This window comes from Dickeya sp. ws52 (assembly GCF_007210685.1).
Lineage (GTDB): Bacteria > Pseudomonadota > Gammaproteobacteria > Enterobacterales > Enterobacteriaceae > Dickeya > Dickeya chrysanthemi.
Genome location: NZ_SZVX01000016.1, coordinates 16,508 through 38,038, shown reverse-complemented (window position 1 = coordinate 38,038; position 21,531 = coordinate 16,508). Strand labels below are relative to the sequence as shown.

Sequence of the window (21,531 nt, the reverse complement as noted above, 5' to 3'; positions counted from 1 at the left end):
GGAGAATCCATGCCGATTCAGGTGTTGCCACCCCAGTTGGCGAACCAGATCGCTGCCGGCGAGGTGGTGGAGCGGCCCGCTTCCGTCGTCAAAGAGCTGGTGGAAAACAGTCTGGATGCCGGTGCGACGCGAATCGATATCGATATCGAACGTGGCGGCGCGAAGCTGATTCGTATTCGGGACAACGGTTGTGGTATTGGGAAGGCCGATCTGGCGTTGGCGTTGGCACGACATGCCACCAGTAAGATCGCGACGCTTGATGATCTGGAAGCGATTGTCAGTCTGGGGTTTCGCGGAGAAGCCTTGGCCAGTATCAGTTCGGTCTCGCGTCTGACGCTCACTTCCCGTACGGAAGCGCAAGCAGAAGCGTGGCAGGCCTATGCGGAAGGGCGCGAGATGGCGGTGACCGTTAAACCGGCGGCACATCCGGTTGGGACGACGCTGGAAGTGCTCGATCTGTTTTACAACACGCCGGCCAGACGCAAATTTCTGCGCACTGAAAAAACAGAGTTCATGCATATCGATGAGGTCGTGCGGCGTATTGCGCTGGCCCGCTTCGATGTGGCGATCACCTTGCATCACAACGGTAAGCTGATTCGGCAATATCGCGCGGTGTCGGAACCTGCTCAGCGTGAGCGGCGGCTCGGCAGCATCTGCGGCGCGGCGTTTTTGCAACATGCGCTGGCGGTTTCCTGGCAGCATGGCGATCTGAATATTCATGGCTGGGTGGCCGACCCGGTCGGATCGCGCCAGTTACCTGAAATGCAATACTGTTATGTCAACCAACGCATGATGCGTGATCGTTTGATTAATCATGCGATTCGTCAGGCGTATCAGGATCAGTTACGGGATGAGCAACAGCCGGCTTATGTGTTGTATCTGGAGGTCGACCCTCACCAGGTGGATGTCAACGTGCATCCTGCCAAGCATGAGGTGCGCTTCCATCAAGCCCGGCTGGTGCATGATTTTATCTATCAGGCGGTAATGACGGTGCTGCAACAGGCGGCGTCGCCGCGCCTGAGTGGCGTCGGCGATGCTCAAGCGGCGGCGACGACATGGCAGCCGGAAAACCGCATCGCCGCAGGTGAAAACCATTTTGCCCGACCGGCTGTCCAGAAACAGGACATGCCCGAAGCGGTGCCCCCAGCGAAGACGGCGGGGGCGGCCGGGCGACAGGCGCGTGAGCCGCAGCCGCCGAGAACGCAAACGACCGGCTACCAAAAGAAACAGGGCGAACTGTACCAGCAGTTGCTGCATACTGAATCTTCACGACCACACAGCGTCGCCCGCGATACTTCGCCTGAAAAAGATTCGCCGGCGGTACGGCGCGAAACGCCCGAAAAAACGGCGGTCGCCGCCGAATCTCTCCCGCTGGAGAGCCATGCATTGGGACTGGGGCGGGTGCTGGCGGTGTATCCGCCGGCTTATGCGTTGGTGGAGTATCGTCAGGGGCTGGCGTTATTGTCGTTGACCGTGGCGGAGCGTTACCTTCGTCAGGCGCAATTGACGCCATCGGCGAGTGGTGAAGGATTGCGGCCTCAACCGCTGTTGATCCCGCAACGGCTGATGCTTGACGCATCCGAAATGGCGGTTATGCAGCAACAATTGCCGTTGTTGACGCTTATGGGCATCGAGGTGGAGCTATCGCCGCCGCGCGCTACGTTGCGGGCGGTACCTTTACCATTGAGACAACAAAATTTACAAAACTTGATTTCTGACCTGCTAGGCTATCTCGCTGATTCCCATGACGTGAAGCCTGATGCAGTGGCGGCGTGGATAGCCGGGCAACTCGGTAGCGAACGTGAAAACTGGACGCTGGCTCAGGCGGTGCAGTTGCTATCCGATGTGGAACGTTTATGTCCGTTGTTGGTGAAAACGCCGCCGTCAGAATTGTTATATGTGATGGATATTGAATCTGCCGTCAGGGCGTTAAAGCATGAATGAGTTTGAAACGGCGCAACATCCGCCGGCCATTTTTATCATGGGGCCGACGGCGTCCGGGAAAACCGCGCTGGCGATGGCGTTGCGCGAGCATCTTCCCGTTGAGTTGATTAGCGTAGATTCGGCGCTGATTTATCGTGGTATGGATATCGGTACGGCGAAACCCAGTCAGGAAGAGCTGGCGCGAGCCCCGCATCGCCTGCTTGATATCCTTGACCCGGCAGAAGCCTATTCTGCAGCCGATTTTCGACGTGATGCGTTGCAGGCGATGGCGGAGGTCACCGCAGCCGGGCGCATTCCGTTGCTGGTAGGCGGGACGATGTTGTATTTCAAAGCGCTGCTGGAAGGATTGTCGCCACTGCCGTCGGCGGATGCGCAGGTACGGCAGGAAATCGAACAGCGTGCGCGTAACGAAGGATGGGAAGCGTTACATCGCCAGTTAAGTGTCATCGATCCGGTGGCGGCGGCTCGGATTCATCCAAATGATCCGCAGAGACTGTCTCGGGCACTGGAAGTTTTTTTCGTTTCAGGTAACACTTTAACTGAGTTGACAAAGACATCCGGGGAAGCGTTGCCCTACCGTGTTCATCAGTTTGCGATTGCTCCGGCAACGCGTGAATTGTTGCATGAGCGGATAGCGTTGCGTTTCAGGCAGATGTTGGAATCAGGTTTTGAAGCAGAGGCCCGGGCGCTGTTTGCCCGACCGGATCTGAATCCTGCGTTGCCGTCGATTCGTTGTGTTGGATATCGCCAGATGTGGTCATATTTATCAGGCGAGATCGATTACGATGAGATGGTGTATCGTGGCATCTGCGCCACCCGGCAACTGGCAAAGCGCCAGATGACCTGGTTGCGCGGTTGGGAAGCGGTTCGCTGGCTTGACAGCGACCAGCCTGTAGAAGCGTTACGCACGGTGATTCAGGTTGTTAGTGCATAGGTTAGGCGATTGTGTACATTAGACGATTGTGTACAATTGCCTGTGTCTACAATTGACTGATTCTCGGCACAAATTTTTATAACGTTATTTTAGGGCCGCAGGGTTCTTTGTTACAAACAACAAGCAAATAAGGAAAATATAGAATGGCTAAGGGGCAATCTTTGCAAGATCCGTTCTTGAACGCTTTGCGTCGTGAACGTGTTCCGGTTTCGATTTATTTGGTTAACGGCATCAAACTGCAAGGCCAGATTGAGTCTTTCGATCAGTTTGTGATTCTGCTGAAAAACACGGTTAGTCAGATGGTGTACAAACACGCCATTTCAACGGTAGTTCCTTCTCGCCCGGTGTCGCATCATAGTAATAATCCTGGCCCAAATAACTACCATGCCAACAATCAGGCGGCGCAGCAGCAGCCGCAGCAGGAAAGTGATGACGCTGAATAACGCGTCCTTACCCGTTTACCACGGCAGGAAAAGTGCTGATTTCAGCCGCTTTCACTGCCGTGGTCGCTTTTTTCTGAGAGGGTGCCCGGTTGTTTGACCGTTATGAAGCCGGTGAACAGGCCATACTAGTTCATATTTATTTTTCGCAAGAGAAAGATACTGAAGACCTGCTGGAGTTCGAGTCGCTGGTGTCTTCAGCCGGAATAGACGCGTTGCAGGTAGTTACCGGCAGCCGTAAAGCGCCGCACTCCAAATATTTTGTCGGCGAGGGCAAGGCGGAAGAGATAGCCAAGGCGGTGAAAGAGACCGGTGCCTTTGTCGTATTGTTCAATCATGCGTTGACGCCGGCGCAAGAGCGTAATCTTGAGCGGTTGTGTGAATGCCGGGTTATCGACCGCACCGGGTTGATTCTGGATATCTTTGCCCAGCGCGCCCGTACCCATGAAGGGAAATTACAGGTTGAGCTGGCGCAATTGCGTCATCTGGCGACGCGTCTGGTGCGCGGCTGGACGCACCTTGAGCGCCAAAAAGGCGGTATCGGTCTGCGTGGGCCGGGCGAAACCCAGTTGGAAACCGACCGGCGTTTGCTGCGCAACCGTATTAGTCAGATTTTGTCGCGCCTTGAGCGGGTGGAAAAACAACGTGAACAAGGCCGTCGCGCCCGCACGCGCGCCGAAGTTCCTACTGTTTCGCTGGTAGGGTACACCAACGCCGGTAAATCGACGTTGTTCAATCGTATGACATCCGCGGATGTCTATGCCGCAGACCAGCTTTTTGCCACGCTGGATCCGACGTTACGCCGCATTGATGTTGATGATGTCGGCGATACTGTACTGGCCGATACGGTTGGATTTATCCGCGACTTGCCGCATGACCTGGTGGCGGCGTTCAAGGCGACGCTACAGGAAACCCGCGAAGCCACGTTATTACTGCATGTTGTCGATGCCTCCGATACGCGCGTCGATGAAAATATCGATGCCGTGAACGAGGTGTTGACTGAAATTGAAGCGGACGACATTCCATTTTTGTTGGTCATGAATAAGATTGACCAACTGGAGAATATTACGCCGCGTATCGACCGTGATGAAGAAAACCGCCCTGTCAGGGTCTGGCTTTCTGCTCAAACCGGGGAAGGAATCCCATTATTACTTCAGGCGTTGACCGAACGATTGTCCGGAGAGATTGCGCATTATTCTCTGCATCTTCCTCCTCATGCCGGGCGTCTGAGAAGTCGTTTTTATCAGCTTCAGGCAATAGAAAAAGAGTGGATTGAAGAAGACGGCAGCGTAGGGTTGGTGGTCAGAATGCCCATTATCGACTGGCGGCGCCTGTGCAAACAGGAGCAAAAATTGCAGGATTATATTGTCTCATCAACACAGACAGTCTCATAACTCTGGGACATTGACCCCGAAAAATACCTATCATAATGAATGGAGCTAAACATGGCGTGGAATCAGCCCGGTAACAACGGACAGGACCGCGACCCGTGGGGGAGCAGCAATAACAATAGCGGCAACTCTGGCGGAAATAATAAAGGTGGTCGTGATCAGGGGCCGCCTGACCTCGACGATATATTCCGTAAGCTGAGTAAGAAACTCGGCGAACTGGGTGGCAAACCGTCTGGCGCCGGTACGGGCTCGCAGGGTAACGGCAACGGTAGCCGTATTCTGGGGTTGGTCGTGGCTGCCGCTCTGGTGGTGTGGGGCGTCAGCGGCTTCTATACCATCAAAGAAGCCGAGCGTGGCGTCGTTACCCGTTTTGGTAAATTCAGCCACTTGGTGGGGCCTGGTCTGAACTGGAAACCGACCTTTGTCGATTCGGTGCGCGCCGTCAACGTTGAGTCCGTCCGTGAGCTGGCGACATCTGGCGTGATGCTGACATCCGACGAAAATGTGGTGCGCGTGGAAATGAACGTCCAGTACCGTGTGACTCAGCCGGATAAATACCTGTTTAGCGTTACGAATGCCGACGACAGCCTGCGTCAGGCCACCGATAGCGCGCTGCGCGGGGTGATCGGTAAGTACACCATGGATAAAATCCTGACCGAAGGACGTACCATCGTGCGTACCGATACCCAACGCGTGTTGGAAGAAACCGTGCGTCCGTATGATATGGGGATTACCCTGCTGGACGTAAACTTCCAGACCGCGCGTCCGCCGGAGGAAGTCAAAGCGGCGTTCGATGATGCCATTGCCGCGCGTGAAAACGAACAGCAATATATCCGTGAGGCGGAAGCTTACGCGAACGAAGTTCAACCGCGCGCTAATGGTCAGGCGCAGCGAATTCTGGAAGAGTCTCGCGCTTATAAAGATCGTACCGTGCTGGAAGCGCAGGGTGAAGTGTCACGTTTCTCGCGTCTGTTGCCGGAATATAAGGCCGCGCCGGAAATTACCCGCGAGCGTCTCTATATCGAGACGATGGAGCGCGTACTGAGTCACACCAACAAGGTGCTGGTAAGCGACAAGAGCAACAACCTGATGGTGCTGCCGCTTGATCAACTGATGCGTGGTCAGGGCGGCGTATCAACTAACGCGCCGACAGGCGGTAATGCGATGAATCCTGCGCCGTTACGTTTGCCGTCAACTTCATCAGGCAATAGTGGTGTCGGCTACGCGCCGCGTTCTTCCGTTAACAACGGTAATATTATGGATCAGCGCCGTGCCAACGCGCAGCGTGACGAGATCATTCGCGTAGGGAGAGAATAATCAATGCGTAAGTCAGTCCTCTTTATTCTTGCCCTGTTACTGCTGGTGGTCTATGCCTCGCTGTTTGTGGTACAGGAAGGTCAGCGCGGCATCGTCATGCGCTTTGGTAAGGTCTTGCGTGATAACGAAAACAAACCGCTGGTGTATCTGCCCGGTTTGCATGTGAAGATCCCTTTTCTGGAGTCGGTAAAAATGCTGGATGCCCGCATCCAGACGATGGAAAACCAGGCTGACCGCTTTATTACCAAAGAGCAGAAAGACCTGATCGTCGATTCCTATATCAAATGGCGTATCAGCGATTTCAGCCGTTACTATCTGGCTACCGGCGGTGGCGATGTCTCTCAGGCGGAAGTGTTGCTAAAACGCAAGTTCAGCGACCGCTTGCGTTCCGAGATCGGCCGTCTGGATGTGAAGGGTATCGTGACCGACTCCCGTGGTCAGTTGATGTCCGATGTACGTGAAGCACTGAATGCCGGTACCGGTGAAACCACCGAAGCGGATAACGCCATCGCTTCTGCGGCAGCGCGGGTAGAGCGTGAAACCAGTGGCGATATGCCGCGGGTTAACCCGAACAGCATGGCGGCGCTCGGGATCGAAGTGATCGATGTACGTATCAAACAGATCAACCTGCCGACGGAAGTATCGGATGCGATTTTCCAGCGTATGCGTGCCGAACGTGAAGCGGTTGCGCGTCGTCATCGTTCTCAGGGGCAGGAGCAGGCAGAGAAAATCAAGGCTGCGGCCGACTATGAAGTGACCCGTACGTTGGCGGAAGCCGAGCGGCAGGGGCGTATCATGCGTGGCGAAGGCGATGGCGAAGCCGCCAAACTGTTTGCGGCCGCATTCAGTCAGGACCCGGCTTTCTATGGCTTTATTCGTAGCTTGCGAGCTTATGAGAATAGCTTTAACAGCACCAATCAGGATGTGCTGGTGCTGAGCCCCGACAGTGATTTCTTCCGCTATATGAAATCGCCTGAAAAGAGCCTCTCTACACGTTAAGGCGGTTTATCGCTACTCTATCAAGCCCGTGTTTACGGGCTTTTTTCTGTCTGGAGTTTTTTTATGAATGTGAGCATCTGGCTGGCGTTGGGGTTGGTGTTGATCATGGAAGGTTTGGGGCCGTTGCTGTTTCCACGAATCTGGCGGCGGATGATCCTGACTATGGCGAAGTTACCCGACAATATTTTACGCCGGTTTGGCGGTGGTATTGTGGTTGCAGGATGCGTGATCTACTACATGTTGCGTAGTCGAACGGGCGGTTGAAATTTCCGCTAAAAATGTGCGCAAACGTGTGCTAAAACTACTGAAAGCCGCAAGATGAGATGCTAGAATCCATTTTTAACCAATCTGGTGATTCTTGAGATGGGTAAGAACGTTGTCGTACTGGGCACCCAATGGGGTGACGAAGGTAAAGGCAAGGTCGTAGACCTGCTGACTGAACGGGCCAAATATGTTGTGCGCTACCAGGGCGGTCACAATGCTGGTCACACGCTGGTTATCAACGGTGAAAAAACCGTTCTCCATTTAATTCCCTCCGGTATTCTGCGCGAGAATGTCATCAGCATCATCGGTAACGGTGTTGTGCTGGCGCCGGATGCGCTTCTGAAAGAAATGACCGCACTTGAAGCGCGTGGCGTGCCGGTGCGTGAGCGTATGTTGCTTTCCGAAGCCTGCCCGCTGATTCTGCCGTACCATGTGGCGCTGGATAATGCCCGCGAAAAAGCGCGCGGCGCGAAGGCGATCGGGACGACGGGCCGTGGTATCGGGCCGGCGTATGAAGATAAAGTGGCGCGTCGTGGCCTGCGTGTCGGCGATCTGTTCGACCGTGAAAGCTTTGCCATTAAGCTGAAAGAAATCATGGAATACCATAATTTCCAGCTGGTGCATTACTACAAAGCCGATGCGGTGGATTACCAGAAAACATTGAACGACGTGCTGGCTGTTGCGGATATCCTGACCGGCATGGTCGTGGACGTCTCCGACTTGCTGTACAAAGCACATCAACGTGGCGATTACGTCATGTTTGAAGGGGCGCAGGGTACGCTGCTGGATATCGATCACGGTACTTATCCGTACGTGACGTCTTCCAATACCACCGCAGGTGGTGTGGCGACCGGTTCCGGTCTGGGCCCGCGTTACGTCGATTACGTATTGGGTATCGTCAAAGCTTACTCCACGCGTGTTGGTGCCGGTCCGTTCCCGACCGAGCTGTTTGATGAAGTTGGCGAACATCTGTCGCAGAAAGGTAACGAGTTTGGCGCGACCACGGGCCGCCGTCGCCGTACTGGCTGGCTGGATGCGGTTGCCGTGCGCCGTGCGGTGCAGATTAACTCTCTGTCCGGTTTTTGCCTGACCAAACTCGACGTGCTGGATGGGCTGACCGAAGTGAAAATCTGCATTGGTTACCGTATGCCGGATGGCAGCAATGTGGATGTGACCCCACTGGCGGCTGATGGCTGGGAAGGTATCGAGCCGATTTATGAAACGCTGCCGGGCTGGTCTGAAAGCACCTTTGGCGTGAAAGAGTACAGCAAGTTGCCGCAGGCTGCGCTGAACTACATTAAACGCATCGAAGAAGTGACCGGTGTGCCGGTGGATATCATTTCCACAGGCCCTGATCGTGAAGAAACCATGATTCTGCGTGATCCTTTCGACGCCTAATCACCACGGTTGCTGTATGAAAAACGGACGGGCTTGCCCGTCCGTTTTGCTATCTGTTCGCCGGCAGCCGGTTGCCGGCGACGCACATAACCATAACCCCGTCAGTCTTCGTTGCTGGCAGCCTGTGCTTTGGCGTTCAGCGCATCCAGCAGTTTGTTGTGGATATTGCCGAAGCCGCCGTTGCTCATGACCAGAATATGATCGCCCGGTTGCGCGGTTTTGTTGATCATCTCCACCAGTGTATCGATATCTGCGCTCCACCAGGCGGGTTGAACACACGCGTCGGCCACTTCAGCGACCTGCCAGGGAATGTGTTGCGGCTGGAACAGAAACACCCCGTCAGCGCGTCCCAGCGCCGGTGCTAACTCGTTTTTGCAATGACCCATTTTCATGGTGTTGGAACGAGGCTCCAGTACCGCGAGAATCCGTGCGGTGCCTCCTACTTTGCTGCGCAGGGCAGCCAGCGTGGCGAGAATCGCGGTTGGGTGATGGGCAAAATCATCGTACACAGAGACACCATGTGCGGTGCCGCGTAGTTCCAGCCGACGACGGGCGTTAATGAAACCGCCGAGTGCACGACAGGCTTCTGCCGGTGTGACGCCGACATGACGTGCCGCAGCGATTGCCATCAGGCCGTTGTGCATGTTGTGTTCGCCCACCAGATTCCAGTCGACTTCCCCCACTATCTGGTCGTTGAGGTACACCTGAAACACACTGGCGTCGGTGGTGACTTTTTTCGCTTTCCAGATGCCTTCTTCACCCACCAGTTCCTGCTCGCTCCAGCATCCCATGCCCATCACCTGTTTCAAATGCAGGTCGTGAGTCGGGACGATAATGCGGCCTTTGCCCGGCACCAGGCGCACCAGATGATGGAACTGTTTCTGGATAGCTTTGAGATCGTCAAAGATATCGGCGTGGTCAAATTCCAGATTATTCAGAATGAGCGTGCGCGGGCTGTAGTGCACGAACTTGGAGCGCTTGTCGAAGAAGGCGCAGTCGTACTCGTCGGCTTCCACCACGAAGAACGGGCTGTCGCCCAGACGTGCGGAAACCGTGAAGTTGCCCGGTACGCCGCCAATGACGAATCCCGGCTGGTAGCCGCAATCTTCCAGAATCCAGGTGACCATGCCCGCCGTCGTCGTTTTGCCGTGGGTGCCGGCGACGGCGATGACCCAGCGCTCGCGCAGCACATGATCATGGAGCCATTGCGGGCCGGACATATACGGGATATTTTGTTCCAGCACCGCCTCAACGCAGGGGTTGCCGCGGGTCATGGCATTGCCAATGATGACCAGATCCGGAGCGGGATTCAACTGTGCGGGGTCGTACCCCTGGATCAGGGTAATTCCTTGTTCTTCCAGTAAGGTACTCATTGGCGGATAGACGTTAGCATCCGAACCGGTTACCTGATGTCCTTGCGATCGGGCCAGCAACGCCAGTCCTCCCATGAAGGTGCCACAGATTCCTAAAATATGAATACGCATACGTTTTCCATCTATATTCAGAGAGTCTGCCGTCCATTCTAACGCTTGGAATACGTCATAAGAAATGGATTTGCTAGGTACTCACTTTCTCTTTGGGCTACACTGCAGACGCAAACGCTGGCGGTACAAAAATGAAACCGCTTTTCATTCGTAGATTCTGGAATAGTGTTATGAAAACGTTAGGCGAATTTATCGTCGAAAAACAGCACGATTTCTCTCACGCCACTGGTGAACTGACCGCACTGCTGTCGGCCATCAAGCTGGGCGCGAAGATTATCCACCGTGACATCAACAAGGCTGGTCTGGTGGATATTCTGGGCACCAGCGGCGTTTCCAACGTTCAGGGCGAAGTGCAGATGAAACTCGATCTGTATGCCAATGAAAAGCTGAAAGCGGCGCTGAAAGCACGAGGCGAGGTAGCAGGGATTGCTTCCGAAGAAGAAGACGAGATCGTTATCTTCGATGGTGAGCGCGCCGAAAATGCTAAATACGTGGTATTGATGGACCCGCTGGACGGTTCTTCCAATATCGACGTTAACGTCTCCGTAGGAACCATTTTCTCCATTTACCGCCGTATTACCCCGCTGGGGATGCCGGTACGCGAAGAGGATTTCCTCCAGCCTGGCCACAAGCAGGTGGCTGCGGGTTACATTGTGTATGGATCGTCCACCATGCTGGTATATACCACCGGCCATGGCGTTCATGCCTTCACGTATGATCCGTCGCTGGGGGTGTTCTGCCTGTCCCACGAGCGTGTGCGCTTCCCGGAAAAAGGCAATATGTACTCCATCAACGAAGGGAATTACATTAAATTCCCGCAGGGCGTGAAGAAGTACATCAAATATTGTCAGGAGCAGGACGAAGCGACGCAGCGTCCGTACACCACCCGCTATATCGGCTCTCTGGTGGCGGATTTTCACCGTAACCTGTTGAAAGGTGGGATTTACCTCTATCCGAGCACCGCCAGCTACCCGGAAGGGAAACTGCGTTTGCTGTACGAATGTAACCCGATGGCGTTTCTGGCTGAACAAGCGGGCGGCAAAGCCAGCGACGGCAAAAACCGTATTCTGGACATTACCCCGCAGAAACTGCACCAGCGTGCGCCGTTCTTCGTCGGCAACACATCAATGGTGGAAGATCTGGAAGGGTTCCTGCGCGACTATCCAGACGCGTAAATTGATGCCGGCAAGCCATACTCAGGCCCGCTTATGCGGGCCTGAGTTCTTTGTGGCGTTGATAATCAATACGTTGGATTTACTGCGGTCGGGCGAGTTGTTGTTCGAACCAGCTTTCCAGGATGATCACGGCTGAAGCAGCATCGACGCTGCCTTTGTCCAGCGCTCTGAATCCGCCGCGTTCAAACAGGTCTGCTCGGGCTTCCACCGTGCTGAGGCGTTCGTCGTGCAGCTCAACATTGACGCCGAAGCGGCCATGCAAACGCTGGGAAAATTTGCGCGCCCGGGCGGTCAGCGGTTGCTCCGTGCCGTCCATGTTCAGCGGCAGACCGACAATCACCAGCGCCGGCTGCCACTCGTTGAGCAGTTTATCTACTTTCTGCCAGTCGGGTATGCCGTCCTGCGCTTTTAGTGACGTCAGCGGGCGGGCGGTGCCGGTAATCTCTTGTCCGATGGCGACGCCGATACTACGGGTGCCGAAGTCAAAGGCCAGCAACGTACGATTTCCCATCAGGCATGTCCCGCTTCGGCGGCGATATTATGGATGTCTACGCCCAATTTTCTGGCCGCAGCGCGCCAGCGGTCGGCAATCGGTGTATTGAACAGCAGATGATGGTCGGCCGGTACGGTCAGCCAGGCGTTTTCCAGCAGTTCATTTTCCAACTGGCCGCTTTCCCAGGCGGAATAACCCAAGGCAACCAGGGTATTACGCGGCTGTTCCGGCGTACCCAGCGTTTCCAGCACATCTTTCGACGTCGTTATCATGGTTTCGTCGGAGATGCTTATGCTGGAGGCAAAACCCGGGCACGGCGAGTGCAGGATAAAGCCGCGATCGTCCGCTAACGGGCCACCGGAAAAAACCGGCTTATCGAGGCGAATCGCCATATCCCGTGGAGTGGGCGTAATTTTAAGTTTTTTGAGGATATTTTCGACGGTGAACTGTTCCATCGGTTTGTTGATGATAAGTCCCATCGCGCCGTCTTCATTGTGTTCGCAGAGGTAAATTACCGTCCGCCTGAACACGGAGTCCTGCAGAGAGGGCATCGCAATCAGAAAATGGTGCTGTAAATTCATCGTCTTTATTATCGCTTCTCTGTCGGAGTGAATGTTTCCGGTCTGTCGGAGTAAATGTTTCCGGCTCGCCGTCAGACGGCGAGCCGGGTAGAGCTACATCACCGACCGGGATACGGTCCGTGTATCGTTAACGCTGAGCCAGCCTGCGCTCAATGGCATCCATCAACATGCCGGTAATGGAAACGTCCGGATAAGCGGCTTCAATTTCACGCACGCAGGTCGGGCTGGTGACGTTGATTTCGGTCAGACGGTCGCCAATGATGTCCAGACCGACGAAGATCAGGCCTTTCTGTTTTAGCACCGGTGCGACGGTGCGGGCAATCTGCCAGTCGCTTTCACTGAGCGGACGGGCTTCGCCACGGCCGCCGGCCGCCAGATTTCCGCGGGTTTCACCGCTTTTCGGGATACGCGCCAGACAATAGGGCACCGGTTCGCCATCCACTACCAGCACGCGCTTATCGCCGTCTTTGATGGCGGGCAGATAGTTTTGCGCCATGCAGTAGCGGTTGCCGTGCTCAGTGAGTGTTTCGATGATCACCGACACATTGGCGTCTTCCGGTTTCAGACGGAAAATCGACGCGCCGCCCATGCCGTCGAGCGGCTTGAGGATCACGTCGCTATGCCGCTGATGGAACGCGCGCAGCCGATCGGCATTGCGGGTGACCAGCGTATCCGGCGTTAACTGCGGGAACCAGGCGGTGAACAGTTTTTCGTTGCAGTCACGCAGGCTTTGCGGTTTGTTGACGATGAGCATCCCTTTCTCTTCCGCCCGCTCCAGAATATAGGTGGCGTAGATGAATTCGGTGTCGAACGGCGGGTCTTTGCGCATCAGCACCACATCCAGCTCATGCAGGGCGATGTCCTGAGTCGCGCCGAAGTCGTACCAATGGTCGTAGTCGTATTGGACGCTCAGCGTACGGGTGGTAGCCCGTGCTTCGCCTGCATGTAGGTAGAGATCGCCCATTTCCATGTAATGCACTTCCCAGCCACGACGTTGGGCTTCCTGCAACATCGCAAAGCTGGTGTCTTTCTTGATATTGATGGACGAAATCGGGTCCATCACGATACCGAGTTTAATCATTGTTATCTCCTTTACCCCAAATCGCCGAACCGTACCTGTAACGCGGTGATGGCGGTGAGCGCGGTGGTTTCTGTGCGCAGAACGCGAGGCCCCAGCAGGATATCAGTAAACCCCTGGGTTGCGGTCATGGCGATTTCATCTGCCGACAGCCCGCCTTCCGGGCCAATCAACAACCGGATGCGTGATACCGGCAACGGCAGCGTGTTGATACTTTGCGTTGCTCGTGGATGCAGGTTCAGTTTTAACCCATTGTCCGATTCCGCGCACCAGCTTTCCAGCGTTTGTACGGGACGAATTTCCGGCACGCGATTTCTGCCGCATTGTTCACAGGCGGCGATGGCGATTTTCTGCCATTGTGAAATTTTCTTTTCCAGTCGTTCGCCGTCCAGTTTGATGCCGCAGCGTTCGGATAGCAGCGGGGTAATAATATTCACCCCCAGTTCGATGGATTTTTGGATGGTGAATTCCATCTTTTCACCACGAGACATCACCTGGCCCAGGTGCAGGTGTAACGGTGACTCCCGATTTTCGGTTTGCCCGGCAGCGTAACGGACCCGCACGCTTTTTTTCCCGGCCTGGATAATCTCGGCGTCAAATACCTGGTTGCTGCCGTCGAACAGTTGCAATGCCTGCCCGGCGCTCATTCGAAGCACCCGGCCAACATGGTTGGCGGCGTCTTCGCTTAGATCCATCTCTCCCCCCAGCAGGGCAAGCGTATCGGGATGAAAAATGCGCGGTATTCGCATGAATAATCTGGCCTTAGTTAGGTGGTGTTAATCGAAGGGGCGAAAGCCCGGCAGGCGTCAGCCACCGCCGGCGACGGTGGTGATTAAGAGACAAGCCGTTATAGTAGGGAGCGGCATCAGGGCTGGCAAGCCTGTTGCACATACGGGTTGCGGTTGCCCTGTACGGCGGCGATACGTTTTTCTCGGGTGCATTCCCAGGCGGTGGCCGGGTACTGTTTATTCCAGGCATCGAACAATTGGGTTTGCTGGCGAGACAGGTTCAGGCTGTAACGATCGCGCATGTAGAAGTAGGTGCGGGCGATAGCGCCGCGGGCACGCTCGGGCGGCTCTGCCAGTTGATTTTTAAAATCAATCTTCATCTCGCACTGGCCGTACTGACGCTCGCCGCCATTCCACTGGCTGTACATAAAGTTGCCGCGATCGCCGTTCACTTCGCCAATCGAAGGTTGCAGATTGTGCAGGTCGGTTTCCATCTGACGGTAGACATCGTCTTTGGTGCAATTTTTGCGACCGCCATCCTGCCAGCACTGCCGTTGGTGGCCGAATTGCCATGCCGGTACTACATGTTCCCATTCAATGCGGCTGGCGCGGTTGGCGTCTTTGCGCACCTGATAGCCGCAGGAGGCCAGGTCCGGCGTCCCTTTTTTGCCCTGCCAGTTGATCTTGCAGCCACAATAAAAGGAGCCGGGCGCATCCTGATGGATTTTCACCGCAGCGGCTTTAGCCTGTGTAAAGTTATTGATGTCCTGAGCGGCGGCGGCCAGCGTCGTCAGGCCCGCGCCCAACACAGCGAAAACGACAAAATTGCGAAGCATATTCCAGAATCACCAGCAGGGTTAAAAGTGGGCAGCGTACCTGAAGAATACCATGCAGGCAAACGCAAAAAAAATAGCATGAAACGCTAAAATTATGGTTTAAACAGAGTGAGTTACGAGAGGGCGTAACCGTTCACCACAAGCGCGGCAGCGGTATTCCGATTCGCCGCGAACCACCCGGTTGTGGCGACGCAAGGTGAGTTCGTGCCGGCGGCAGGCACACTGGTAAGGGAAGGTTTTGCCTTGCACTGACGACAGCGCGTACTGGTGAGTCCGGCGGGCCGGTACGTTCAACACGCTTTCCATCATCCAGCGCCATTCGCGGCCATGCGGCGCGGTTTTACCAAAACGGGCATAGACCAACAAATGCGCCAGTTCATGCGGCACGACTTCATCGATGAACGGCTGTTGGTTTTCCTGCAGCAATACCGGATTAAGGCGGATTTCCCACTCTTTGAGCCAGGCGCTGCCCGCCGTGGAACCGCGTTGCTGGTAGTTGATGACCGGCTCAGGATAATCGCTACCTAATGCGGTATTGGCCTGCTGAAGTTTTTCCCGCAGGCAACGCATCACTGCCTGTTGCAGGGCGATAGGGAGTCGTGGTGTGTTCATGCTGGCAGCTTACGGACTGGGCGAGCCGGATGCAATCCTGCCTACCATCGCTCAACAATAAAAAACGGCGAAGCCAAAGCTTCGCCGTTGAGCCAGTCATACCACGAGCCGATTATTTCAGGCCGGCGGCATCACGCAGTTTTTCTGCCACGTCGGTTTTTTCCCACGGGAATTCGGCACGACCAAAGTGACCGTAAGCCGCGGTCTGCTGGTAAATCGGGTGCAGCAGATCCAACATCTGGATCAAGCCGTACGGGCGCAGATCGAAGAACTGGCGCACCAGTTCGACCAGACGGTCGCTGGCGATTTTCTCAGTACCGAAGGTTTCCACCATGATGGAGGTCGGTTCTGCCACGCCGATAGCGTAGGACACCTGAATTTCACAGCGATCCGCCAGACCGGCGGCCACAATGTTTTTCGCCACATAACGTGCGGCGTAGGCAGCGGAACGGTCCACTTTGGATGGGTCCTTGCCGGAGAAGGCGCCACCGCCGTGACGCGCCGCGCCGCCGTAGGTATCAACAATGATTTTACGACCGGTCAGGCCGCAGTCGCCCATCGGGCCGCCGATAACAAAACGACCGGTCGGGTTGATGAAGTATTTGGTATTGGCAGAGAGCCATTCAGACGGCAGAACCGGCTTGATGATCTCTTCCATCACCGCTTCCTGCAGGTCTTTCTGAGCGATGGATTCTGAATGCTGGGTAGACAGCACAACGGCATCGATGCCGACGATTTTGCCGTTGTCGTAGGCGAAGGTAACCTGGCTCTTGGCATCCGGGCGCAGCCACGGCAGGGTGCCGTTTTTGCGGACTTCGGACTGGCGCTGCACCAGACGGTGTGCGTAGGTGATCGGTGCCGGCATCAGCACGTCGGTTTCGTTGGTGGCGTAGCCGAACATCAGGCCCTGATCGCCCGCACCTTGCTCCAGCGGATCTTTACGATCAACGCCCTGATTAATGTCTGGAGACTGTTTGCCGATGGCGCTCAGCACCGCACAAGAGTTGGCGTCAAAGCCCATCTCGGAGTTGACGTAGCCAATGTCGCGAACGGTACGGCGAGTGATCTCTTCGATATCCACCCAGGCGCTGGTGGTAATTTCGCCACCCACTAACACCATACCGGTTTTTACGTAAGTTTCGCAGGCGACTCGCGCTTTGGGGTCCTGCTCCAGAATCGCGTCAAGGACGGCGTCGGAAATCTGGTCAGCGATTTTATCAGGATGTCCTTCGGAGACCGACTCGGACGTAAAAAGGTGTTTAGCCATGAGTTTCTTTACCTTATAAGCTAAAGCCGTTAATCAATAATTCAGTTAATCAGTATCTAGCCTAAATAATTCGAGTTGCAGGAAGGCGGCGACGCAGCGAATCCCTGGGAGCTTACACAAGTAAGTGACCGGGGTGAGCGAGGAAAGCCAACGCACCTGCAACTTGAAGTATGACGGGTATAGATGGATTAACATCTGGACGTCTATTCTAGGTCACAGCGTAACCCCATACCAGCAGTTTTTATGCCGCGTAAAGTGGTCAAACGTGTTCATCGGCAGTTTTTACCGACATGATAGGGTTTTTTACTATTTTCATTTTGCTTTTCCGGGTATGGATAGGTATAAACGGCGGGCGGTTTTGTTGCCCGTCATTCGGGCGGTTCCAACAGTCGGCGCCTCGCGTATCGTTAATCATCGCGTATTGTTAATCAGCGTATTGTTAATCATAGGCGAGTACCGGCTACAGCGGGGGCTGACCGAGATTATCCGACCGTTTTTCTGATGGTTTTTCGTGATAGCCTGACCGCACATCATGCGGCGAGCGTGGAGGTGATAGGATTAATGATCCGTTGTTTATTGAGTGAGTTGCGCCCGCTGCGCTTTTCTTCTGACGCCATTGCGTCACTGACTCAATCCTTTCTGCCATTTGCCCGAAGTTGCCTGTCCCGCAGCGCAACGCAGGACTCCCGAGCTGGCTAACCTGCTTTTTTCTCCGCGCCAGTGAATGCGTTTGCGTTCTTCCTGGCGATGTTTTCCCTGGTTTTTACCGACCCGAACCTCGGAGTCTGACATCGTGTTTTACACTAATAAAAGTCATAAAACGGCGGCATACTACTGCCCGTCGGGTTTTTCACTGCCAGCGTCGCACGCTTTTGCCGTGCCGCCGGTATTTGTTGCGGGAAAAAATGTGATTATTCATCTAGAAGTGGAAGAAGGGGATCGCCATGTCTGACGATATGATTCAACCGTACTCGTCAGCGGCGGGTAAACACGATCATCTGCGCTCCATGCAGGAGGTAGCCATGAATGACCGCGACGCCAGCGAGATGCTGAGAACCTATAACATTGCCTGGTGGGGTAATAATTATTACGACGTCAATGAGTTAGGGCATATCAGCGTGTGTCCGGACCCTGACGTGCCGGAAGCCCGCGTCGACCTGGCCAAGCTGGTGAAAACCCGTCAGCAGGACAATCAGCGCCTGCCTGCGCTGTTTTGCTTCCCACAGATTTTGCAGCACCGTTTGCGCTCCATCAATGCGGCGTTCAAACGCGCGCGCGAGTCCTTCGGCTATGAAGGCGGTTATTTCCTGGTTTATCCCATCAAAGTTAACCAACATCGCCGTGTCATTGAGTCGTTGATCAATTCCGGCGAACCGCTGGGGTTGGAAGCCGGTTCCAAAGCCGAGCTGATGGCGGTACTCGGCCATGCGGGCATGACCCGCACCGTGATCGTCTGTAACGGCTATAAAGACCGCGAGTATATTCGCCTGGCGCTGATCGGTGAAAAACTGGGTCACAAGGTGTATCTGGTCATCGAAAAGATGTCGGAAATCAAGCTGGTGTTGGAAGAAGCCGAACGCCTGAACGTGGTGCCGCGCTTGGGCGTACGTGCGCGTCTGGCGTCGCAGGGTTCCGGCAAATGGCAGTCCAGCGGCGGCGAGAAATCCAAGTTTGGCCTGGCGGCGACGCAGGTACTGCAACTGGTGGAACTGCTACGCAATGCCAACCGTCTCGACAGCCTGCAACTGCTGCATTTCCATCTGGGATCGCAGTTGGCGAATATCCGCGATATCGCGACCGGCGTACGTGAATCGGCACGTTTTTACGTCGAACTGCACAAACTGGGCGTGAATATCCAGTGTTTTGACGTAGGTGGTGGGCTCGGCGTGGATTATGAGGGAACGCGTTCCCAGTCCGACTGTTCGGTCAACTATGGCCTGAACGAATACGCCAACAACGTTATCTGGGGTATCGGCGACGCCTGTAATGAATATGGTTTGCCGCATCCGATGGTGATCACCGAATCCGGGCGTGCGGTGACGGCGCATCACACCGTACTGGTGTCCAATATTATCGGGGTGGAGCGCAACGAGTTCAGCGAGCCGGTGGCGCCGGATGAAGACGCGCCGCGTGCGCTGGAAAGCTTATGGAGCACCTGGCAGGAAATCCAGGAGCCGGGCAACCGTCGTTCGCTGCGTGAATGGCTGCACGACAGCCAGATGGACCTGAACGACATCCACACGCAATATACCCACGGCATGTTGGATTTGACCCAGCGCGCGCAGGCGGAACAACTCTACCTGAATATCTGCCAGCGTCTTCAGCAGCAGCTTGACCCGAGTAACCGCGCCCATCGGCCGATTATTGATGAATTGCAGGAACGCATGGCGGATAAGTTGTACGTCAACTTCTCGCTGTTCCAGTCGATGCCGGATGCCTGGGGGATCGATCAGTTGTTCCCGGTGTTGCCGCTGGAAGGGTTGGATAAGCCGCCGCAGCGCCGTGCGGTACTGCTGGATATCACCTGTGATTCCGACGGCACCATCGATCACTATGTGGATGGCGATGGTGTGGCCACGACGATGCCGATGCCGCCGTACGACCCGGAAAACCCGCCGTTGCTCGGGTTCTTCATGGTGGGTGCGTATCAGGAAATTCTCGGCAATATGCACAACCTGTTCGGCGACACGTCCACTGTAGATGTGTTTGTATTCCAGGATGGGACGGTTGAGCTGGAAGAGTCGGATGAAGGCAACACGGTGGCCGATATGCTCGAATATGTGCAACTTGACCCGAATGTGCTGATGTCCCGTTTCCGCGATCAAGTAAAAGAAACCGACCTCGCGCCTGAACTGCAAGCGCAATTCCTTGAAGAATTTGAAACCGGCTTATACGGTTATACTTATCTGGAAGACGAATAATATTTCGTACGGAAAGGTTGAGGGCTGATGAAGCGCTCAACCTTTTTCTTTTCCAGCAGTGGCGGAATAGCCGGCCTGAATCGTTCTGCGGAATTTGGGTATCCGGTTAGTAGGCCGTTGCATATGAGCGACCCATAAACACATTGATTATAACGTTGCAGCGCAGTGTCGATACTGAGTCCGGTATGGGGTTGCGTTTTTCATTATTTATGACAGGAAAGGGTATATGTCTGATCTCAATCGTCAGCGGCTATTTTTCACCAGCTGCTTTTCCTATGCGTTGACCGGTGCGCTGGTTATCGTGACCGGCATGGTCATGGGCGATATCGCCCAGTATTTCAATGTCCCGATAGCCAATATGAGCAATACCTTTACGTTTCTGAATGCCGGTATTTTGCTGTCGATCTTTTTGAATGTGTGGTTGATGGATATCTTCCCGCTGAAAAAGCAGCTGGTTTTCGGTTTCATTCTGATCGTCCTGTCGATTATCGGGCTGTTTGTGGGTAAATCGCTGGCGGTGTTTTCCGCTTGTATGTTTACGCTGGGCGTAGTCAGCGGTATTACCATGTCGATCGGTACTTTCCTGATTACACAACTTTATTCCGGCCGTCAGCGCGGCGCCCGGCTGTTGTTTACCGATTCCTTTTTCAGTATGGCCGGTATGATTTTCCCGATTGTGGCGGCGGCGTTATTGTCTCGTCATTTCGGCTGGTACTGGATTTACGCCTGTATCGGGCTGTTGTATGTGGCGATTCTGGTACTGACGCTGTTGTCTGATTTTCCCGCCATTGGTGCGGATAAAGCCAGTGCCCGGAATGTCGCGGCAGAGACAGAAAAATGGGGCTTTGGCGTGGTATTTCTGTCTATCGCCGCGCTGTGCTACATCCTGGGGCAACTGGCGTTTATTCAGTGGGTGCCGGAATACGTGACCAAATCCTTCGGTTTGAGCATCGGCGATGCCGGCGAACTGGTCAGCAGCTTCTGGACGTCATATATGATTGGTATGTGGGTGTTCAGCTTTGTGCTCAAGTTTTTCGATTTGCAGCGTGTCGTGACGGTACTGGCTATTCTGGCCACCGGGGCGATGTACCTGTTTGTGAGCAGCGATCAACCGCAATTACTGAAATACTTCATCTTCGGTCTGGGTTTTATTTCCAGCGCTATCTACACCACACTGATTACCCTGGGGTCTCAGCAAACCAAAGTGCCGTCGCCAAAACTGGTGAACTTCATTCTGACGTGCGGGACGGTGGGGACCATGTTGACCTTTATCGTTACCGGGCCGATCGTCGAACATTTCGGCGTACATGCGGCGCTGGTGACGGCGAACGGCTTGTACTTTGTGGTATTCGTCATGTGCTTATTGCTGGGGTTCGTTACCCGTCATCGCCTGCATGGGCATGAAGCGGCTGCACACTAATCCAAGACCGATTCATCAATCATCTCGAAGGGGTGCCCTGTGGGGCGCCCTTTTTTACGTCTTTAATTATCCGAAGACGACGACGCCGGCATGACTCCCGTCGCTTTATCGTGATAGGAAAAGGGGGAGTGTAAACAGGTAAAGCTGCTGCATCGTGTGAGTTGAGGCGGATAAAACCGCCCTGATGAAAGGGAATGCCTGTTATCCGGCCTGTATGTCAGCAGATTCGTGCGTTTTTTTCGCTTGCTG

The 21,531-nt window shown here is 54.8% G+C and carries 19 protein-coding genes; 11 read left to right on the top strand and 8 right to left on the bottom strand.

Annotated features, from left to right (window positions below; genetic code table 11):
• Positions 1–9: 9 nt before the first annotated feature.
• From mutL to FDP13_RS15530, 8 genes are all read left to right on the top strand, one after another.
• Positions 10–1,944 (top strand): DNA mismatch repair endonuclease MutL, encoded by a 1,935-nt coding sequence (gene mutL, locus FDP13_RS15565; RefSeq protein ID WP_143839852.1) that lies wholly within the window; start codon positions 10–12, stop codon positions 1,942–1,944.
• The gene (miaA, locus tag FDP13_RS15560) at positions 1,937–2,878 is read left to right on the top strand and encodes a tRNA (adenosine(37)-N6)-dimethylallyltransferase MiaA (RefSeq protein WP_143839851.1); all 942 of its coding nucleotides are present in this window, start codon (positions 1,937–1,939) and stop codon (positions 2,876–2,878) included. The genes mutL and miaA overlap by 8 nt, the downstream gene beginning before the upstream one ends.
• 143 nt (positions 2,879–3,021) lie before the next feature.
• Positions 3,022–3,321: an RNA chaperone Hfq gene (gene hfq, locus FDP13_RS15555; protein WP_012768257.1), complete on the top strand. Its 300-nt coding sequence runs from the start codon at positions 3,022–3,024 to the stop codon at positions 3,319–3,321.
• An 89-nt stretch (positions 3,322–3,410) separates the two neighbouring features.
• Positions 3,411–4,712 (top strand): ribosome rescue GTPase HflX, encoded by a 1,302-nt coding sequence (hflX, locus tag FDP13_RS15550; RefSeq protein WP_027710812.1) that lies wholly within the window; start codon positions 3,411–3,413, stop codon positions 4,710–4,712.
• 51 nt (positions 4,713–4,763) lie between these two features.
• Positions 4,764–6,026, top strand: coding sequence for an FtsH protease activity modulator HflK (hflK, locus tag FDP13_RS15545; protein WP_039999472.1), 1,263 nt, complete (start codon positions 4,764–4,766; stop codon positions 6,024–6,026).
• A 3-nt stretch (positions 6,027–6,029) separates the two neighbouring features.
• Positions 6,030–7,025: a protease modulator HflC gene (gene hflC / locus FDP13_RS15540; RefSeq protein ID WP_012768260.1), complete on the top strand. Its 996-nt coding sequence runs from the start codon at positions 6,030–6,032 to the stop codon at positions 7,023–7,025.
• A 63-nt stretch (positions 7,026–7,088) separates the two neighbouring features.
• Positions 7,089–7,289 (top strand): DUF2065 domain-containing protein, encoded by a 201-nt coding sequence (locus FDP13_RS15535; protein WP_012768261.1) that lies wholly within the window; start codon positions 7,089–7,091, stop codon positions 7,287–7,289.
• 99 nt (positions 7,290–7,388) lie between these two features.
• Entirely contained in the window at positions 7,389–8,687 is a 1,299-nt protein-coding gene (locus FDP13_RS15530; protein WP_033576800.1) for an adenylosuccinate synthase, read from the top strand.
• Positions 8,688–8,788: 101 nt separating this feature from the next.
• Here FDP13_RS15530 and mpl read toward each other — a convergent pair whose 3' ends face one another.
• Positions 8,789–10,171, bottom strand: coding sequence for a UDP-N-acetylmuramate:L-alanyl-gamma-D-glutamyl-meso-diaminopimelate ligase (gene mpl, locus FDP13_RS15525; RefSeq protein WP_143839850.1), 1,383 nt, complete (start codon positions 10,169–10,171; stop codon positions 8,789–8,791).
• Between the two features lie 170 nt (positions 10,172–10,341).
• Here mpl and fbp point away from each other — a divergent pair, with 170 nt between their 5' ends.
• Positions 10,342–11,346 (top strand): class 1 fructose-bisphosphatase, encoded by a 1,005-nt coding sequence (gene fbp, locus FDP13_RS15520; RefSeq protein WP_012768264.1) that lies wholly within the window; start codon positions 10,342–10,344, stop codon positions 11,344–11,346.
• Between the two features lie 79 nt (positions 11,347–11,425).
• Here the strand turns inward: fbp and ruvX are convergent, their stop codons facing one another.
• The 7 genes from ruvX to metK all read right to left on the bottom strand — a co-directional run bounded on the left by ruvX (position 11,426) and on the right by metK (position 16,941).
• A complete protein-coding gene (gene ruvX, locus FDP13_RS15515; protein WP_143839849.1) occupies positions 11,426–11,857 on the bottom strand; it encodes a Holliday junction resolvase RuvX in 432 nt (143 codons plus the stop codon).
• Positions 11,857–12,420: a YqgE/AlgH family protein gene (locus FDP13_RS15510; protein ID WP_012768266.1), complete on the bottom strand. Its 564-nt coding sequence runs from the start codon at positions 12,418–12,420 to the stop codon at positions 11,857–11,859. Before FDP13_RS15510 ends, ruvX begins: the two co-directional genes overlap by 1 nt.
• Positions 12,421–12,547: 127 nt before the next feature.
• Positions 12,548–13,501: a glutathione synthase gene (gshB, locus tag FDP13_RS15505; protein ID WP_143839848.1), complete on the bottom strand. Its 954-nt coding sequence runs from the start codon at positions 13,499–13,501 to the stop codon at positions 12,548–12,550.
• Positions 13,502–13,512: 11 nt separating this feature from the next.
• Positions 13,513–14,247, bottom strand: a complete 735-nt coding sequence (gene rsmE, locus FDP13_RS15500; protein ID WP_012768268.1) for a 16S rRNA (uracil(1498)-N(3))-methyltransferase — start codon at positions 14,245–14,247, stop codon at positions 13,513–13,515.
• Positions 14,248–14,363: 116 nt separating this feature from the next.
• The gene (gene endA, locus FDP13_RS15495; RefSeq protein WP_143839847.1) at positions 14,364–15,062 is read right to left on the bottom strand and encodes a deoxyribonuclease I; all 699 of its coding nucleotides are present in this window, start codon (positions 15,060–15,062) and stop codon (positions 14,364–14,366) included.
• Between the two features lie 99 nt (positions 15,063–15,161).
• The gene (locus tag FDP13_RS15490) at positions 15,162–15,674 is read right to left on the bottom strand and encodes a SprT family zinc-dependent metalloprotease (protein ID WP_033576802.1); all 513 of its coding nucleotides are present in this window, start codon (positions 15,672–15,674) and stop codon (positions 15,162–15,164) included.
• Between the two features lie 112 nt (positions 15,675–15,786).
• Positions 15,787–16,941 carry a methionine adenosyltransferase gene (gene metK, locus FDP13_RS15485; protein WP_012768271.1) on the bottom strand — a complete coding sequence of 385 codons (1,155 nt, stop codon included), beginning with the start codon at positions 16,939–16,941 and terminating at the stop codon, positions 15,787–15,789.
• 944 nt (positions 16,942–17,885) lie between these two features.
• On the opposite strand from metK, the gene speA reads away from it, so the two are divergent.
• Both speA and tsgA read left to right on the top strand, forming a co-directional pair.
• On the top strand, positions 17,886–19,862 hold the full coding sequence (speA, locus tag FDP13_RS15475) for a biosynthetic arginine decarboxylase (RefSeq protein WP_143839846.1): 1,977 nt from the start codon (positions 17,886–17,888) through the stop codon (positions 19,860–19,862).
• Between the two features lie 226 nt (positions 19,863–20,088).
• Positions 20,089–21,282, top strand: coding sequence for an MFS transporter TsgA (gene tsgA / locus FDP13_RS15470; RefSeq protein WP_012768274.1), 1,194 nt, complete (start codon positions 20,089–20,091; stop codon positions 21,280–21,282).
• The last annotated feature ends 249 nt before the right edge of the window (positions 21,283–21,531 follow it).

Coding starts and splice junctions, on each gene's coding strand:
- mutL (WP_143839852.1), top strand. CDS start 10: ATGCCGATTCAGGTGTTGCCACCCCAGTTGGCGAACCAGATCGCTGCC.
- miaA (WP_143839851.1), top strand. CDS start 1,937: ATGAATGAGTTTGAAACGGCGCAACATCCGCCGGCCATTTTTATCATG.
- hfq (WP_012768257.1), top strand. CDS start 3,022: ATGGCTAAGGGGCAATCTTTGCAAGATCCGTTCTTGAACGCTTTGCGT.
- hflK (WP_039999472.1), top strand. CDS start 4,764: ATGGCGTGGAATCAGCCCGGTAACAACGGACAGGACCGCGACCCGTGG.
- hflC (WP_012768260.1), top strand. CDS start 6,030: ATGCGTAAGTCAGTCCTCTTTATTCTTGCCCTGTTACTGCTGGTGGTC.
- FDP13_RS15535 (WP_012768261.1), top strand. CDS start 7,089: ATGAATGTGAGCATCTGGCTGGCGTTGGGGTTGGTGTTGATCATGGAA.
- FDP13_RS15530 (WP_033576800.1), top strand. CDS start 7,389: ATGGGTAAGAACGTTGTCGTACTGGGCACCCAATGGGGTGACGAAGGT.
- mpl (WP_143839850.1), bottom strand. CDS start 10,171: ATGCGTATTCATATTTTAGGAATCTGTGGCACCTTCATGGGAGGACTG.
- fbp (WP_012768264.1), top strand. CDS start 10,342: ATGAAAACGTTAGGCGAATTTATCGTCGAAAAACAGCACGATTTCTCT.
- ruvX (WP_143839849.1), bottom strand. CDS start 11,857: ATGGGAAATCGTACGTTGCTGGCCTTTGACTTCGGCACCCGTAGTATC.
- FDP13_RS15510 (WP_012768266.1), bottom strand. CDS start 12,420: ATGAATTTACAGCACCATTTTCTGATTGCGATGCCCTCTCTGCAGGAC.
- gshB (WP_143839848.1), bottom strand. CDS start 13,501: ATGATTAAACTCGGTATCGTGATGGACCCGATTTCGTCCATCAATATC.
- rsmE (WP_012768268.1), bottom strand. CDS start 14,247: ATGCGAATACCGCGCATTTTTCATCCCGATACGCTTGCCCTGCTGGGG.
- endA (WP_143839847.1), bottom strand. CDS start 15,062: ATGCTTCGCAATTTTGTCGTTTTCGCTGTGTTGGGCGCGGGCCTGACG.
- FDP13_RS15490 (WP_033576802.1), bottom strand. CDS start 15,674: ATGAACACACCACGACTCCCTATCGCCCTGCAACAGGCAGTGATGCGT.
- metK (WP_012768271.1), bottom strand. CDS start 16,941: ATGGCTAAACACCTTTTTACGTCCGAGTCGGTCTCCGAAGGACATCCT.
- speA (WP_143839846.1), top strand. CDS start 17,886: ATGTCTGACGATATGATTCAACCGTACTCGTCAGCGGCGGGTAAACAC.
- tsgA (WP_012768274.1), top strand. CDS start 20,089: ATGTCTGATCTCAATCGTCAGCGGCTATTTTTCACCAGCTGCTTTTCC.